A 16,403-nucleotide genomic window follows, 5' to 3' on the forward strand; every position below is an offset into this window, starting at 1 on the left:
ATGACACGTGTACATATCGGTCAATGACCGTCCCGCGGGCGGACGGGGCTCAGCGGCAGGCAAGGGGAGCGGCAAGCGGGTCAGGGTCGCGCCGGTCGTCGTGTCCCTCGGCCTGGTCAGCCTGCTGACGGACATCTCGTCGGAGTCGGTCGCGGCGATCCTTCCGCTCTACCTGACCACCGTGCTGGGCCTGTCACCCGTCGCGTACGGCTTCCTCGACGGCCTCTACCAAGGAGCCAGCGCGCTGGTCCGGATCGCGAGCGGATGGGCGGCCGATCGCGGTGGGCATCCCAAGTGGGTCGCCTTCCTGGGCTACGGCCTGTCGGCCGTGGCCAAGGTCGGGCTGCTGGTCGCGAGCGGGTTCGCTGCGATCACGGCGGTCGTCGCAGTCGACCGCGTCGGCAAGGGCATCCGGACCGCCCCCCGCGATGCGATGATCGCGGCCTCGAGCCCGGTGTCGCACCTGGGACGCGCCTTTGCCGTGCACCGCACGCTCGACACGATCGGCGCCGTGCTGGGGCCGTTCATCGCCTTCGCGATCCTGTGGGCGGTGCCCGACGGCTACACGACCGTCATGATCGTCTCGCTGGCCTTCGCGCTGGTCGGCCTGGCGCTGCTGGGACTGCTCGTCCCGGACCAGCGGCTCACTCGCCCGGCCTCGCCGGCCCGGACTGCGCCGGCCTTCCGCTGGCGGCAGGTGTGCGATCCACAGCTGACCAAGCTCCTGGTGGCGGCCGGTGCGCTGGGCCTGCTCACGGTCGGGGACGGATTCGTCTATCTGGCGCTGCTGGACCGGGGCGGGTTCGCGGCCACCTGGTTCGCGCTGCTCTACGTCGGGACGAACCTGGCCTATCTCGCGCTCGCCGTGCCACTCGGCCGGATCGCCGACCGAGTGGGTCGCACGCGGGTGCTGGTCGGCGGCCACGTGGCGCTGATCCTGACGTACGTCTGCGCGGCGCTGCCGCTGGGCGGGCTCGCGGTCGTCATCCTGCCCCTGCTCCTGCTCGGCACGTTCTACGCGGCGACCGACGGCGTGCTGGCCGCGGTCGCCGGGCGCCTGGCCGCGCCGGAGGTGCGCGCGAGCGGCATCGCGTGCGCCCAGACAGTCGTGGCGCTCGCGCGCCTGGTCGCCTCGACCGGCTTCGGTCTCCTGTGGTTCACGATGGGTCCCCACCGGGCGTTGCTCACGGTCGCGGGCCTGCTGCTCGTCGTGGTGGTCGTGGCGTACGTCTGGGTCAGGGACCTCGACGCCCCGCCGCGGGCCTGACGCCAGCTCGCGACGTCACGCCTCCGCGGCGATCTCGTGGGGCACCGCGGTCCTGACCTGGCGCAGGAGCCGCGCCTTCACCGCGGGCCGGAGCCGGTGCTCGAACGCGTCGCGGAGCGCGCGGTTGCGCATCTCGTAGCCGCACGGAGAGACGCGCAGGATGCCGAGGTCCGCGAGCTCGTCGAGGCTCGACTGGAGGTCGTAGATGTGCGCGGGCCGATCGATGTCCGCAGCGACGATGTCCGTCAGTGCATCTCCCGAGGCGGGACGGTCCAGGACAGCCAGCAGCTGGCACAGCTCGGTCTCCGCGACGGACAGCTGCTCGAGCATGGTCCGGAAGTAGTCACCGACGGGGAAGCCCCCGGTGTAGGCGTTCGCGCCGTTGTAGAGGTCGACGCCGCTCATGGTCGAGATGATCCAGCCCGACGCGATCCACTCCCGCAGGATCGCGACGGCCTTGCCGGCCAGGCATCCGCTCTGGTCGCGGAGCTCCTCCAGCAGGCGCGGGCTCGGCGGCGCCGACAGCGTGACGGTCGCGAGGGCGAGCAGGTCGGCGTCGGACAGGGGGCCGACCGTCTGGCGGTAGACCGTGACCGCGCCGCCCCCGAGCTGCTGCGCGAGGAGCTCGCCCGCCTCCTCGGAGGCGATGACGGCGATGACACGGGGGAGGCGTGGGTCGAGGCCGGCGAGGAATGTCCGCAGCAGCTCCACGTCCGAGACCGCATCGTGGTTCGACGGGCCCCAGACCGTGATGTCCGAGCGGCGGTCGCTGGCCAGGCGAGCGAGCCTCTCCGCCGCCGACGAGCGGCGGCCGTCCTCGATCAGATGACGCAGGTGGGCGTGCTCGACCTGGGCCACGGCGGCGTCGAGCAGGGCCTTGCGCCCGGACCGGCTCGGCCCGGTCAGGCAGATCACGTCGCAGCCGTCCGAGGCGATCGCGGAGCGGAGGTCGGCAGCGAGCGAGGTGACCTGGGCACGACGGCCGATGAACGGTCGGCGCGTGAACTCGGGGGGCGTCTCGCAGGAGAGCATCTGGATGTGCAGCGCCCTGGTCTGGGGAGAAGGGTCCGCGCCGAGCTCCTGCAGGAGGCACACGCGCAGGTGCTCGAAGGCGCGAAGGGCCAGCTCGGTCTCGCCGAGCGCGCTGTGGGCCTGCATCAAGGTGCGGTGGGGCCGTTCGAAGCACGGGTCCTCCGCGACCGCGAGGGTCGAGAAGTCGATCGCGTCGCGCATCCACTGCAGCTTGAGGGCCGACTCCCCGGCGTCCGCGAGCACCGACTGCCGGCTCAGGAGCAGCGAGTCGCGCGTCTGCGTGGCCCAGAAGCTCTTGTCGTCGTGCGCGCGGAAGTCCGCGACGTACAGCGCCTCGGCCTCCCGGGCCAACGAGACGACGCGCGCGTGGTCGCCGGCGTGCAGCGCCGCGCTCAGATCGTGCGTCGCGGCCTGGAACGCCGTGACGTCGACCCAGGCGTTGCGCAGGACGAGACCGCCGAGATGACGTTCGATGCACGGCTCGTCGAGCACATGACGCACCCGGGACACGGCGGTGCGCAGACTCGCGCGGGCCTTGTCCTCGGCGACGTCGGGCCACAGCTTGTCGATGATGCTCTGGGGGCTCACAGCTCGGTTGTTGTTGAGTGCGAGCAGTCTGAGCAGATCGGTGGTCTTGCCGGTGCTCCACTCATCGGCCTCGACGACCTCGCCGTTGGACCTGCGGACGAACAACCTGCCGAACATACGAATCTCGATGCGGTCGTGCATGTGGCGAACCTCCGACCTGGATGCCCGGGCGCGGGCTTCTCGAGCAGTCAGCTGGCTGCGTCTTCGGCTTGTTCCTTGCGTCCTTGGCATGTCCGTGAGTTGGGACTTTTCCAGAGTACGACCACAATTCTGGGGCGTTGGAGAAACGAGAACTTTGTACAGATCGTGACTTAGTGCCCGGTCCCCGGAGGATGTTCGTCCCGGTTTGACGCTCCCTTGACGGGGTCGGTCCATCATGGTGCGCACGGCAGCAACGCACGTCAGATGGCGCGAAGAGCTTCCGTGAGCGAGGCAGTCATCGCCCCGAGGGTGTCGCTTCGCCGCGGGTAGAGGGAGGCTGCGCAGAACCCCTGGTTCAGCGCAGTCTCCTGCACGTCCAGGGGCTTGACGGCGAGAACGAGACAGCGTTTTCCGCTTTGACGCAAATTTTCTCGGGCCGTGCACTAATGAGCCGATCACCTTGGGGCTCGACTCGGATCCGTGCATGTGCGGGGGGCATTGCACGGAGCCATCCGACCTGGCTCCGCCACGCACATCCAGGGAGCCTCTGCATGACTGATCAAGGAACCGGCGTGCCTCGTACGCCGCGACGAGCCACCAGGCTCGTCATCGCACCACACGTGGGTGACGAGACCCTCGGGTGCGGGGGAGTGCTCGCCCGCCACGCGGACGACGCCGCCCTCGTGATCCTCGCCGAGCCCGACGAACGGCGCCGCGAGCAGTTCCTCGCCGCCCAGCTCGAGCTCGGCCGGCCGCCCGCCACGGTGCTCGGGTTCTCGCGCCATCGTCTCGGCGAGGACATGGACCTGCTCGTGGGCATGCTGGCCGATCTGCTCACCGCCGTTCAGCCCTCGACGGTGTACCTCCCGTTCCCGTCGAACCACCACGACCGAGTGGTGGCGTACGAGGCCGGCATGAGGGCCCTGCGGACCCCGTACGGCTACGGCGCCCGGCGTCCGGTGACGGTGCTCGCGTACGACGTGGGCGCGGTCGAGGTGGCGGACTACGCCGAGGACGTCCTGTGGGCGATCCACGAGCCTCTGGACGAGCGCGACGTGGAGCGCAAGTGCGCTGCCGCGCTCGCGTACGGCTCCCCGCTCGCCGGAGGGCTGCGAAGGAATGCCGCCCTCGTGGGGCAGTCGAGGCAGATCGCGTGGGCCGAGCAGTTCGCAGTCGTGCGGATGTCCGCGGGCCCACGGGTGAGGCCCGTGCGTGAGGCCGTGGGAGGCCGGCGATGATCATCGCGGGACACCAGGCGGACCTGCTGCCGTACTCGGGATTCTGGTACAAGATGGCCAAGGCCGACCTGTTCGACCTGAGGATCTTCGACCCCATCCATCCGCGCGGCTTCCAGCGACGGGTCATGATGCGGGGCCGCTGGGCCTCGATCCCGATCGTCGCGGGTCCGGCCGGATCGCTGATCTCCGAGGCCAGGATCCTGCCCCGCGAGACGCGCGAGGTGCTCACGTCCGTCGTGACCGAGCGCTACGGCGACGCCAAGCACTGGTCGCGCCACGGTCCGACGATCCTCGACATGATCGACGACATCCACACCGAGCACCTGTGGCAGCTCAACCTGCAGCTGATCCTCGGGATCCGCGAGCTGCTCGACATCCGCACACCGGTGTCGATCGCGCGTCCGCCGAGCGGCAGGGGCGCGGCCGGACTGATGTCGGTCATGGAGCAGTACAACGCGACGAGCTATCTGTCCGGCACGGCCGGTCGTGCGTACGTCGACGCCGACGAGGGATATCAGGACGGCGGCCTGGAGATCACGTGGTCGGCCCACCGGGCGGTGACCGGCGACTCGATCCTCTCGGTGCTGATGGACTACGACGATCCGATGGCCGTCGTGATGGCCGAGGAGCCGCGCGGACCCGTCCGCCGTGTCCAGCCGGGTGTCTCGGCATGAGGCGATGGCCGTGACGGGCAGCGCACGCCTGACGACGTTCATCGGCCTGACCACGGTGCTGGTGATCGGTGCGGGGCTGTGCGTCGTCGTCGCGGTCAACCGGGCGTCGGCCCGTGCAGATGCCGCGCCGAAGGTCGCGGTCACCCGCGTCGCGTCGCTGGAGGGCGCGCCGCACGTGGTGTTCCGCAACACCGAGATCGGCTCGCGCTACGGGCTGGTGTCGATCGTGAGCCTCGCCGACCCGCGCGGCCCCCGCGCCTTCACCGACGTCTCTTGCGACCGGGTCCATGCCGCGGCAGGCACCGCGAGCTGCCTGCGCACCAAGCGGGGCCTCGCGACGACCTTCAAGGCCGTGCAGCTCGACGCCGAGTGGGACGAGGTCGAGTCCTGGGGGCTGCCGGGCATCCCCAGCCGAACCCGCGTCTCTGCCGACGGCACGCTGCTGGCCACGACCTCGTTCGTCACGGGGCACACCTACATGCAGGTGGGCTTCTCGACCGCGACGGACATCCGCGAGGTGGGCGGGCGCGACCTGGGCAATCTCGAGCAGTTCCGGCTGGTCGTGGACGGCAGGACGGTCCGACCCAGCGACCGCAACATCTGGGGCGTGACCTTCGCACGCGACGACGACACCTTCTACGCGACGGTCGCGACCGGCGGCACGACGTACCTCGCGCGCGGCGACCTGTCCGCGCGAACGCTCACGACCCTGCGCAAAGGGGCCGAATGCCCTTCGCTGTCGCCCGACGGCTCGCAGATCGCGTTCAAGCACGACGTGGGCGGCTCGGCGCCGTACTGGCAGATCGTGGTCCTCGACCTCGCCTCCGGGCGGGCCGTGACCCTCGACGGGGAGACCCGCAACGTCGACGACCAGGTCGAGTGGCTCGACGATGACTCGCTGCTGTACGGACTGCCGCGCGAGGGCGAGACCGGCGTGAGCGACATCTGGAGGATCAGGACAACTTCCGGTGCCAAGCCCTCGATCTTCATCGAGCAGGCGTGGTCCCCGTCGATCGTGAGGAGTGCAGGACGATGAGCGCTGACGTGCAGGGGGAGGGGCGCGACGCCCCGAGCGCCGCGGGCCGGATCGCGCGGATCGAGAGCCCCGGCGCCGGGGAACAGGTGCGCCGGCTCGTCGAGGCCGCGCGTCGTGGGCTGCCGTCGGCGTACGACGTCGACAGCGGCGCGTTCGCGCAGACCGTCAGGCGCTCGGACGGGCCGGGCGCGCCGGTGCGACGGGAGGGGACGAGCCTGCGCTACGCGGCGATGGCGGCCCTCGGGCTGTCCCGGCTCCCCGTCGAGGAGCAGCGGTCGGTGCTCGGTGGCACGACGGCGGCCGAGCTGGCCCGGGCCACCGGGGTGCTGGCGCTGGAGCAGGCGGACCCGGGCGCCGTCGCGATCGCCGCCTGGGCGGTCGCAGAGGTGGCGGGCACGATCGACGTGGCCCTGTTCGCACGACTCGGCGCCGAGGTCTCCTCGGGACGTCCTCTGCCGACGGTCACGCTCTCGTGGATGGTCACGGCCGCCGTGGCGGCGGGCGGGGACCTGCTGGAGATGGCCACGGCCATGAGCGCGAGGCTGCTCGCGGCCCAGGGCTCCCACGGGATCTTCCCGCACGTGGTGCCGGCTGACTCGCAGAATCGCTGGCGGCGGCACGTCGGCTCGTTCGCCGACCAGGTCTATCCGATCCAGGCGCTCGCGCGGCTGTCACAGGCGCGCGGCGACGCCGGGCTCGTGCGCGCCGCGGAGGCCACCGCCGATCGGCTCTGCGAGCTGCAGGGAACAGCTGGTCAGTGGTGGTGGCACTACGACGTGCGCACGGGTGACGTGGTCGAGCGGTTCCCGGTCTACAGCGTGCACCAGCACGCGATGGCGCCGATGGCGTTGTTCGACCTCGCGGACGCCGGCGGCACCGACCGCACGCCCGAGATCGTGCGGGGGCTGCGATGGATCGAGGACCACCCGGAGGTCGACGAGCCGCTGCTGGCCGAGTCCCTCGGCCTGATCTGGCGGAAGGCCGGGCGGCGGGAGCCGGCCAAGACCGTACGCCGCATCTCGGCCGTCACCACCGCGATCCGCCCGGGGATGCACGTGCCGGGGCTCGACCGGGCGTTCCCCGTCAGCCGCGTCGACCACGAGTGCCGGCCGTACGAGCTGGGCTGGCTGCTGTACGCCTGGCGGCCCCCGCGACAGGGTGAGAGCGCATGACCGCGCTGCTCGGCCCGGCGCCCCGACGGCAGCTGTTCGGCCTGCGGGTGGACGCCCTGACGGCCGATGACGTGATCGGGCTGGCCGATCAGGCGGTGCAGTCCCGCAGGCGCCTGCTCATCGGTGTCGTCAACGCAGCGAAGGTCGTCCACCTGCGATCGGACCGGCTGCTGCGCGAGTCGCTGCTCGAGTGCGACGTCCTGCTCGCCGACGGCCAGTCGGTCGTCTGGGCGAGTCGGTTGCTGGGGCAGCCGCTGCCCCAGCGCGTCGCCGGGATCGACCTGTTCGAGCAGCTGCTGGCGCTCGCGGACCGTGACCGACGATCGGTCTATCTCCTCGGGGCCACGCCGAGCGTGCTGCGTGGGGTCGAGGAGGCCGTCGCGAGACGGTGGCCGGGTGCCCGCGTCGTCGGCAGCCGGGACGGCTACTTCGGCGCCGCCGCCTCGGCCGAGGTCGCGGCGGGCATCGCGGCGTCCGGGGCCGACATGCTCTTCATCGCGATGCCGTCGCCCCACAAGGAGATCTTCCTCGGGACGCACGGCCCGTCCCTCGGCGTCCCGGTGCTGCACGGCGTCGGCGGGTCCTTCGACGTCCTGAGCGGGCTCACGAAGCGTGCACCCGAGCGCTGGCAGCGCTGGGGCATGGAGTGGCTCTACCGGGTGCTGCAGGAGCCGGGCCGCCTCTGGCGGCGCTATCTCACCACCAACACCGCGTTCGTGCTGCTGCTGATCCGGGAGCGGATCAGTCGGACGCGCCCGTACGACCCACCCACCACCGCCAAGGAAGGCACCGCACATGAATGAGATCTTCGAGGGGCGCGTCGCGATCATCGGCCTGGGCTACATCGGGCTGCCGACCGCGGTCGCCCTGGCCACCCGGGGGGTCGAGGTCGTCGGTGTCGACGTCAACGAGGACACGGTCAAGGCCGTCGCGAACGGCCAGGTGCCGTTCATCGAGCCCGATCTCGCGGTCGGGGTCAGCGGCGCGGTCTCGATGGGATCGCTCACCGCCTCGACCGTGACGCCGGAGGCGGATGCGTTCATCATCGCCGTCCCCACGCCGTTCCTGGACAACCACGAGGCCGACATGTCGTACGTCCGGGCGGCGGTCGAGCAGATCGCACCGCGGCTGCGCGGCGGCGAGATCATCGTGCTGGAGTCGACCTCGCCGCCCGGCTCGACCGAGAACGTGAGCCGGTGGCTCGAGGAGCTGCGGCCGGACCTCAACCCCGCGCACGCCTCGGAAGGGCTGCCTGATCTCCACGTCGCGCACTGCCCCGAGCGGGTCCTGCCGGGCAAGATCATGATCGAGATGATCACGAACGACCGGGTCGTCGGCGGCATCACGCAGGAGTGCGCCCGCAAGGCCGCTTCGATCTACCGGGTCTTCTGCCTGGGCGAGATCCTCCTGACCGATGCGGCGAGCGCCGAGATGTCCAAGCTGGTCGAGAACGCGTACCGGGACGTCAACATCGCGTTCGCGAACGAGCTGTCCCTCATCAGCGAGGACCTCAACCTGGACGTCTGGGAGGTCATCAAGCTCGCGAACCACCACCCTCGCGTCAACGTGCTCACCCCCGGCCCGGGCGTCGGCGGCCACTGCATCGCCGTCGATCCGTGGTTCATCGTGGGTGCATCGCCCGAGCTGACGCCGCTCATCCGGGCAGCCCGCGCGATCAACGACTCCAAGCCCCACCACGTGGCCGAGCAGCTGATCGTCAAGACCGCGCGGTTCCGCGAGCCGACCGTCGCATGCCTCGGACTCGCGTACAAGCCCAACATCGACGACCTGCGCGAGAGCCCCGCGGTCGCGATCGTCGACGAGATCGCACGCGTGCTGCCCGAGCTGGACATCCGGGTCGCCGAGCCGTTCGTCCACGTGCTCCCGCAGTCGCTCTCGTCGCACGGGAACGTCCAGCTGCAGCCGGCCGCCAGCGCGATCGCCGACGCCGACATCGTGCTGCTGCTCGTGGACCACGACCACTTCAAGTCGCTGAGCCGGTCCCGGCTCGAGGGCAAGGTCGTCTACGACACCCGGGGCGTGTGGCGCTAGCAGGCGTCAGGCACGACTGAGGGTGACGAGATGACCGCTGCAGATGTCATGAGGGTCCTGCTACGCCGATGGCCGGTCGTGGTGACAGGCGCCGCCCTGACCCTCGCCGCCGTGATCATGCTGGGATCGGACCGGAGCGTGTACTCCGCACAGACGGACGTCGTGTTCCTGGCGCCGAAAAGTGCCCAAGCCCCGAACCCGATCGAGGCCACGTCGGACTCGCTCATCGCCACCGCGGGCCTGGTCTCCCGGATGGTCAGCCAAGGCGCGCCGCCGCCGGCCACTGCGTCCTCGACAGTCAGCCTGACAGGGCAGGGAATCCGCAAGGGGCACTCGGTCGAGCTTCCCGACTCAGGGGGCCAATGGGTGGCGAGCTTCGACCGCCCTGCTCTGGTCGTGCAGGTCGCGGGTCCCTCGGAGGCGTGGGTCCGCTCGACGTTGCAGGACCAGATCGGGCGGATCGAGAACGCCTTGGCCACCATGCAGCAAAAGGACGGCATCTCGGCAAGGAACACGATCACCACCTCGTCCACTCCCCGATCAGCAGCGGTCGACCGCGCAGGGGGCGACCCCGAGCGGGCTGCGGGGGCCGGACTGTTGCTCGGCGCCTCGTTGACCGTCCTCGCTGCCATCGGAATGGACCAGATGCTGCTCCGGCGCAGTGCCGGTCGAGCAAGCAGAACCCCTCCCAGCAGAACGGACATCACATGAGGACTCGCACCATCCTGGTGGTCTACGGGACGCGACCGGAGGCCATCAAGATGGCGCCGGTCGTCCAGGCCCTGGAGACGTCGCCCCACTTCGAGCCGGTGGTGGCAGTGACCGGCCAGCACCGGGAGATGCTGGATCAGGTCAACGCGCTGTTCGGCATCTCTCCTCGCCATGACCTCGACATCATTCAGCCACGCCAGGAGCTGCACGACATCACGATGCGGGCGCTGGGCGGCCTCACCGACGTGATGCGGGCTGAGCGGCCGGACGCGGTCATCGTCCAGGGAGACACCACGACGAGCTTCATCGCCGCACTCGCTGCGTTCTACCTGAAGACGCCGGTCGTACATGTCGAGGCCGGACTGCGGACCCACGACCGGCACAACCCCTTCCCGGAAGAGATCAACCGGCGGCTCACCTCGCAGCTTGCCTCCGTCCATCTCGCGCCCACCCCGATCTCGGCGGCGAACCTCCGCGCGGAGGGGGTCGAGGACGCCGACATCGTGGTGACGGGCAACACCGTGATCGATGCGCTGCTCGACGTTGTCCGCCGAGACCTGCCGCGCGAGAACCAGGATCTTCGGGTGCTCGACGAGGTGCCGGGCCGCCAGATCGTTCTGGTGACGAGCCACCGACGTGAGTCCTGGGGAGAGCCGATGGCGTGCACTGCTCGGGCCATCGCCCGGCTCGCGCGAGACCTGCCGGGGGTGCTGTTCCTGCTGCCTGCGCACCTCAACCCGGCTGTTCGGGAGGTTCTGCTGCCGCCGGTCCAGGGGCTGCAGAACGTGCTGGTGACGGATCCGCTGAGCTACGGGGACTTTGCCGGGGCGATGCGCGCCAGCGCCATCATGCTGACAGACAGCGGCGGTGTGCAGGAGGAGGCGCCGAGCTTGGGCAAGCCGGTGCTGGTCCTGCGTGACACGACTGAGCGCCCGGAGGCCGTGGATGCAGGAACGGTCCGGTTGGTCGGCACGGACGAGGACCTCATCGTCAAGTCCACGGCGACGCTGCTGACCGACCCCGTGGCCTACCGGGAGATGAGCCGTGCGGTCAACCCGTACGGGGACGGGTTGGCTGCGGGGAGAGTTGTCGGCGCGATCGAGCACTACTTCGACGTGGGGCCGAGACCGGTCGACTTCGATCCCTCGGGCGAGGTGGCGCCGTGAAGATGACGGCACAGGTCCGCAATGCAGTGACGAAGCTGTTCTGGGGTGTCCGGGCCGTGGGACCCAGCAGGACTCTTGTCGGCCTGATGCGACTGGCAGTCCTGCGGGTGCGCGCCCGCCCCGAAGGGGTCGTGCGGCTCCGGTCCGGGCCCATCCTCGGTTTCGCGAACCCGAGTCAGCTGGTGCCGACCCTGGTGGTGTTCGGCGACTACATCGATCCTGAGATGGCATTTCTGCGCAGGGTTTCCCGTGCCGACTGGGTCGTCGTGGACGTCGGCGCCGCCATAGGACAGTTCACGGTCTTCGCAGCGAAGCTTCCCGTTGCGCACGTCCACGCCTTCGAGCCGAGTGGCGACAACGTCCGCACGCTTGAGGCCAACCTGGACCGCAACGGCATCACGAGCCGGGTCAGCGTGCACCAGATCGCCGTTTCCGACTGCACCGGCAGGATGCTGTTCCCGACGGCGCAGAACCCGTTCCTCAGCAGGCTCGACCGCTCCGAGCGGCCTGGGGCGGGGGCGACCGTGGACGTCCGCACCCTCGGGGAGGTCCTCGAGGATCTCGGCCTCGACCGGGTCAGCTGTCTGAAGATCAACGTCGCAGGCTTCGAGGCCGAGGTGCTGGCAGGAGCCGAGCCCTTTCTGGCTCGGCAGTCCGCTGACGTCCTGATCATCCTGATCAGCGAGGGCTCGCTGCCGTGGTTCGCCAAGATCGCTTCCCACGGCTACCGGTTCTTCTTCTTCGCGCCGCCCACTGGGAGGCTCCACGAGGTGTGGGACGTGGACGACGTCCTCCGGCACGAACGACCGTGGCCCGCTCGCCACCTGATAGGGGCGAGTCGGGCCGCGATCGATCGTGGTCTTCTCGACGGGGTCGAGACCGTGCCGAGGCGAGGTTGAGAGTCAACCCCTGACGGTCTCGCCCGTCTCGACGTCGACGTTGCCGGACCAGACCGGGTCATTGCCGACGATCGACGCGTACCCGTAGCGGCCCTTGCCCAGCTGGTTGTTGGTGAAGGACACACCGGTGATCGGGCCGCCGGAGAACTGCCCGTCGGAGTAGACGGTGTAGCCCCCGCCGATCAGACGGTTGCCGTCGACCTTGATGTTCGAGATCGGACCGAAGTAGTTGTCGATCATGACCGCGGACGTCTGGCTGTGCTCATGCAGATCGACGTAGTTGCCCGTGACCGTGATGTTCGACAGGCCGCCGTCGATCTGGATGCCGTCATAGTGCGGCGAGCCCGGGGACTTCAGGTCGTGCACGTAGTTGCCCTTGAGCACCGATCCGCTTCCGGGAGTCAGGCCGTTCTCGACCCCGGAGATGTCGGCTCCGGTGACCGTCGCCGGGCCCATGATGCCCATCGCCCCGGCTTGCACTCCCATCCCGTCGATCTCGACGTCTGTGATCGTGACGTTCTTGGAGCCACTCTTGACCTGGATGACGGAGAACCCGCCTCCTGCGACCCGGCTGTTCTTGATCGTCACGTCGTCCGCGTCGATCCAGATGTTGCCGGAGATGTCCCGGCCGTCGATGACGGTGCCGTCCTTGGTGATGTTCACGTCGCCCTTGGCAGCGGTCAGATCGGTACCTGCCGGGACGCCCGTCGTGGCGACGCTGGCGATGCCACCGGACGGGGTCGGCACAGAGGGTTCAGAGGGGGCCGGAGTCGTCGGCTCGTCCGGAGTCGGCTCGGTGGGAGTCGGCTCAGTGGGCGTCGGCTCGGTCGGCGTGGGTTCCTCAGGAGCAGGGGTCGTGGGAACGGGCTCGACATCCGGTCGCGGCGGCTCGTCGGGGCAGACGCGGGTCCACGAACGACCCCAACCGGACCATGAGCGGGTCCAGTAGCAGCCGGCGGTCTCGTGGGATTCGTCCGGCAGCATGGCGCCCTGGCCTGACGGTCGGGCGTCGGACGGCGGAGCGTCGGCGTTTCGGGGATGGGCGAACGCTGCAGACGAGCCGGTGGTGAGAGCCAGGACGATCGACACGAGAAGGCCGGTCAGGAGCCATCGGTGCTTCGTCGAGGACGAGGTGGGCATGGAGGGGTCTACGAGAGATCCAAGAGGCATGCGGCAACTTTCGGGATTGGCTCAAGATAGGAAATGGACGTATCTGAGGCCGCAATGCCCGACTTTGCGACGTTTCTCCTTCGACCGTAACACCCTGGAATCGCAACACCCAGTTGCACCCAGGGGATGTCGGCCCGGGATGGTCAGCCATGTGCGGGAGGAATTTGTCGCTGGTTTGACGGTGGCGCCCTAGCGTGGCGGGACATCCTCAGGGAAGGGGCTCAGCTCCTGATGTACATGCTCGATCTATGGGACAGTCTTGTCCGACGGTGGCCGTTCGCGCTCGCCTGCTTCTTGGTGGCCGGGGGGCTGACCTTCTTCGTGTCCACGCAGGTCTCGCCCACGTACGAGTCACGCGCAGACGTGGTCCTGGTGCCTCCGAAGAGTGTCGAGGACCCGACGGCGAACCGCTACCTCTCGCTGAGCGGGTTGAGACAGGCGGTCGACGTTCTGACCCGGTCCCTCGATGCCGAGAAGACCCACGACGCCGTGAGGCGTGCCGCTCCGAGCGGCACGTTCGAGACGCAGGCGGATGCCACGACGAGCGCCCCCATCCTCATCGTCACGGCAACTGCGGCGACCCCGGCGGCGGCGCAGAAGGCCATCGATGCGGTCCTCGAGCAGGTGCCCGTGACGCTGAGGGAGCTCCAGGAGTCGGTGAGCATTGCCAGATCGGCATGGATCACCCCTCAGGTCGTGTCGACCGACGAGGAGCCTCGGGTGGTCAACAAGAAGCAGATCCGAGTGGTGACGGCAGCCGCGGCATTCCTGCTGCTGCTGAGCGCATTCGTCGTCGGCGCAGTGGACAACCGTCTGCTGGTGCGAAGTCGGGCTCAGCAGAGCGACAAGCACGATCCGCCGAGGCCGCCCGCCGTGCCGCCACGTCTCGCCGTGAACAACGGCAGCACCCACCACGCCGTGACGGCACCTGACGAGACGAGGAAGCGCGATGTGGTCCCCGCCCAGGGTCCGTCCTGACGGTTCGTCGAGGTTGATGGGTCCGCGACGACAGCAGCCCGATGCAGTGTCGCTCCTGTCCTTCTTCGTGCTGCTGCTGACAGCGGTCCCGTCCCGGCTGACCGTCGCTCCGTTGGGTGCGGCCGGCACACCCGCTCAGCTGGTGGGCCTCGCTGCGTTCGTGTGGTGGATCTACTACGAGATCCAACGCCCGACAGCCCCGGTCGCGGGCCCTCAGCCTGTTCGAACGATGTACGTGTTCATGAGCTGCGCGGTCCTCGCGAGCTATGTGGCGGCGATGTCCCGTCCGATCGAGGCAAGTGAGTCGAGCATGGCCGATCTGGGCATCGTCACGGTTGCCGGCTGGGGTGGGATATTGCTGCTCGCGAACGACGGCATCGGGTCGTGGCGGCGCCTCATCGTTCTCCTGCGGCGTCTTGTCCTCGCCGGTGGCGCCCTGGCCACCGTCGGAATCGTGCAGTTCGCAACGGGGACCGGGTTCGTGGACAAGATCGAGATCCCAGGTCTTCATGCCAACCTCGCGTTGACCGGGGTGTCCATCCGGAATGGGTTCAACCGGCCATCCGGTACGGCGCTGCACCCCATCGAGTTCGGGTCAGTCATCGCGATGATCCTGCCCATCGCCCTGACGATGGCGCTGAACGAGCGGAACCGCGGGTGGGTCCGACGGTGGTATCCCGTGGGCGCGATCGGCGTGGCAACGGCCCTGGCGATCTCCCGGTCGGCGCTCATCGCAACCCTGCTCGCCCTCGTGATCCTCGGGGCAAGCTGGGGTCGCGCTCGCCGCGTCGGGGGTGCGGCCATGGTGCTGGTTCTCGGCGGAGGTCTGTTCATGACCGTTCCGGGCCTGCTGGGCTCCCTCATGGGCATGTTCACCGGTATCGGCGACGACAGCAGTGCACAGTCCCGTTCCGGATCGTACGGGCTCGCGTTCGACTTCGTCGAGCGTTCGCCCGTGGTCGGTCGCGGGCTCTTCACCTTCCTTCCGCGCTACCGCATCCTGGACAACCAGTATCTCGGCCTGCTGATCGAGGTGGGTGTCGTTGGACTCGTCATGGTCCTTGGCTTGATCGTCGCGGCCATCGGATGTGCTCGCGCGGTGAGACAGCACGCGTCGGATCCCTACCGAGCGGAGATCGGTCAGGCGCTCGTGGCATCGATCGTCGCCGGTGCGGCAGGACTGGCCCTGTTCGACGGCTTCAGCTTCCCCATGTCGGCCGGCTTGTTCTTCCTGATGTTGGGGCTCGCGGGCGCCGCGTGGCGCCTCCAACGGGAGGACGAGAGCCGTGACCGGTCGCTGCCGGTTCGAGAGCTGGGTGCATCCTCAGCGGCCGGAGCTCAACACTCATGACGTGTCAGGCGCGCTGCGGGACCGACGGTGACGACTCGCTCGCCGTCGTGATCGTGACGTACAACAGCGCACCTGTGATCGGGCACCTCCTTGACAGTCTTCCGGCTGCGCTGGGCGGGCAGCACGCGCACGTCGTCGTGGTGGACAACGGGTCGATGGACGACACCTGCAGTGTCGTGGCGCGACGGACCGACTGCGTGTTGATCAGGGCGGAGAACAGGGGGTACTCGGCCGGTCTGAACCGAGGGGTCCGCGCACTACCTGGCGATGGGCCGATTCTCCTGCTGAACCCGGACGTCTGGATGCACCCGGGGTCCGTCCAGGCTCTGATGGAGGGGCTGGCAGCCCCTGGAACCGGCGTGGTCGTCCCACGGTTGATCGACGAACGCGGCAGGCTGGCGTTCTCCCGTCGCCGCGAGCCCACGCTGGCCCGAGCACTCGGACTCGGACGCACCGGACGTCCTTTCCTGAGCGAGGCGGACCTCGACCGCAACGGGTACGACTCGGCTGGGGTCACGGACTGGGCGACCGGGGCGGTGATGCTTCTCTCGCGGTCCTGCTACCGCGACCTCGACGGCTGGGACGAGTCGTTCTTCCTGTACTCGGAAGAGACCGACTACTGCCTGCGTGCGCGCGACCTGGGGTGGGTCACGCGGTACGAGCCGGCCGCAGTGGCAACGCATCTTGGCGGACACTCGGGTCAGTCTGCGCGGATCCATTCGATGCAGATCGTCAACAGGGTCCGCCTCTACCGTCGACGGCATGGCCCAGTGGCGTCCGCGGTGTACCTGCTCCTCGCAGTGGCCCGAGAGATGTCGTGGGTCGCGCGTGGTCGTGGGGATTCAATGAGCGCGCTGACGGCGCTGCTCATACCCGGCTCGCGCCCTCCGGAGCTCGGCTGCTCGGACCGACTCATTCCTCGTTGATG

General features: G+C 69.2%; 15 protein-coding genes. 13 read left to right on the top strand and 2 right to left on the bottom strand.

The window, feature by feature from the left end; genetic code table 11:
* The first annotated feature begins 7 nt into the window (after positions 1-7).
* A complete protein-coding gene (locus GEV27_RS04720) occupies positions 8-1,267 on the top strand; it encodes an MFS transporter (protein ID WP_153653958.1) in 1,260 nt (419 codons plus the stop codon).
* Between the two features lie 15 nt (positions 1,268-1,282).
* On the opposite strand, the gene GEV27_RS04725 is transcribed toward GEV27_RS04720, so the two are convergent.
* Positions 1,283-3,028 carry a bacterial transcriptional activator domain-containing protein gene (locus GEV27_RS04725; protein ID WP_194944126.1) on the bottom strand — a complete coding sequence of 582 codons (1,746 nt, stop codon included), beginning with the start codon at positions 3,026-3,028 and terminating at the stop codon, positions 1,283-1,285.
* 551 nt (positions 3,029-3,579) lie between these two features.
* Between GEV27_RS04725 and GEV27_RS04730 the strand changes: the two genes are divergently transcribed.
* The 9 genes from GEV27_RS04730 to GEV27_RS04770 are packed head-to-tail and all read left to right on the top strand — an operon-like array spanning position 3,580 to position 11,976.
* Entirely contained in the window at positions 3,580-4,266 is a 687-nt protein-coding gene (locus GEV27_RS04730) for a PIG-L deacetylase family protein (protein WP_153933568.1), read from the top strand.
* The gene (locus GEV27_RS04735) at positions 4,263-4,940 is read left to right on the top strand and encodes a WbqC family protein (RefSeq protein WP_153933569.1); all 678 of its coding nucleotides are present in this window, start codon (positions 4,263-4,265) and stop codon (positions 4,938-4,940) included. The genes GEV27_RS04730 and GEV27_RS04735 overlap by 4 nt, the downstream gene beginning before the upstream one ends.
* A gap of 10 nt (positions 4,941-4,950) precedes the next feature.
* Positions 4,951-5,976, top strand: a complete 1,026-nt coding sequence (locus tag GEV27_RS04740) for a PD40 domain-containing protein (protein ID WP_194944127.1) — start codon at positions 4,951-4,953, stop codon at positions 5,974-5,976.
* Positions 5,973-7,148 carry a hypothetical protein gene (locus GEV27_RS04745; protein WP_153933571.1) on the top strand — a complete coding sequence of 392 codons (1,176 nt, stop codon included), beginning with the start codon at positions 5,973-5,975 and terminating at the stop codon, positions 7,146-7,148. Before GEV27_RS04740 ends, GEV27_RS04745 begins: the two co-directional genes overlap by 4 nt.
* Complete coding sequence (locus GEV27_RS04750) at positions 7,145-7,951, top strand: WecB/TagA/CpsF family glycosyltransferase (RefSeq protein WP_153653946.1); 807 nt, start codon at positions 7,145-7,147, stop codon at positions 7,949-7,951. The genes GEV27_RS04745 and GEV27_RS04750 overlap by 4 nt, the downstream gene beginning before the upstream one ends.
* Positions 7,944-9,200 carry a UDP-N-acetyl-D-mannosamine dehydrogenase gene (gene wecC / locus GEV27_RS04755; RefSeq protein ID WP_153653944.1) on the top strand — a complete coding sequence of 419 codons (1,257 nt, stop codon included), beginning with the start codon at positions 7,944-7,946 and terminating at the stop codon, positions 9,198-9,200. The genes GEV27_RS04750 and wecC overlap by 8 nt, the downstream gene beginning before the upstream one ends.
* A gap of 30 nt (positions 9,201-9,230) precedes the next feature.
* A complete protein-coding gene (locus GEV27_RS04760) occupies positions 9,231-9,911 on the top strand; it encodes a hypothetical protein (RefSeq protein ID WP_153933572.1) in 681 nt (226 codons plus the stop codon).
* On the top strand, positions 9,908-11,077 hold the full coding sequence (gene wecB, locus GEV27_RS04765; protein WP_153933573.1) for a non-hydrolyzing UDP-N-acetylglucosamine 2-epimerase: 1,170 nt from the start codon (positions 9,908-9,910) through the stop codon (positions 11,075-11,077). Before GEV27_RS04760 ends, wecB begins: the two co-directional genes overlap by 4 nt.
* 2 nt (positions 11,078-11,079) lie before the next feature.
* Entirely contained in the window at positions 11,080-11,976 is an 897-nt protein-coding gene (locus tag GEV27_RS04770) for an FkbM family methyltransferase (protein ID WP_228765050.1), read from the top strand.
* A gap of 3 nt (positions 11,977-11,979) precedes the next feature.
* Here GEV27_RS04770 and GEV27_RS04775 read toward each other — a convergent pair whose 3' ends face one another.
* On the bottom strand, positions 11,980-12,723 hold the full coding sequence (locus tag GEV27_RS04775) for a right-handed parallel beta-helix repeat-containing protein (protein WP_194944128.1): 744 nt from the start codon (positions 12,721-12,723) through the stop codon (positions 11,980-11,982).
* A gap of 660 nt (positions 12,724-13,383) precedes the next feature.
* Between GEV27_RS04775 and GEV27_RS04780 the strand changes: the two genes are divergently transcribed.
* Genes GEV27_RS04780 through GEV27_RS04790 form a run of 3 tightly spaced genes read left to right on the top strand, consistent with a single transcriptional unit; the run spans position 13,384 to position 16,401 of the window.
* Positions 13,384-14,124, top strand: coding sequence for a hypothetical protein (locus tag GEV27_RS04780; RefSeq protein ID WP_153933576.1), 741 nt, complete (start codon positions 13,384-13,386; stop codon positions 14,122-14,124).
* Positions 14,125-14,170: 46 nt separating this feature from the next.
* Entirely contained in the window at positions 14,171-15,475 is a 1,305-nt protein-coding gene (locus GEV27_RS04785; protein ID WP_153933577.1) for an O-antigen ligase, read from the top strand.
* A 47-nt stretch (positions 15,476-15,522) separates the two neighbouring features.
* Positions 15,523-16,401: a glycosyltransferase family 2 protein gene (locus GEV27_RS04790; protein ID WP_194944129.1), complete on the top strand. Its 879-nt coding sequence runs from the start codon at positions 15,523-15,525 to the stop codon at positions 16,399-16,401.
* Positions 16,402-16,403 lie beyond the last annotated feature (2 nt).

Source organism: Aeromicrobium sp. S22 (genome assembly GCF_009661045.1).
In the GTDB taxonomy this organism is placed as follows: domain Bacteria; phylum Actinomycetota; class Actinomycetes; order Propionibacteriales; family Nocardioidaceae; genus Aeromicrobium; species Aeromicrobium yanjiei.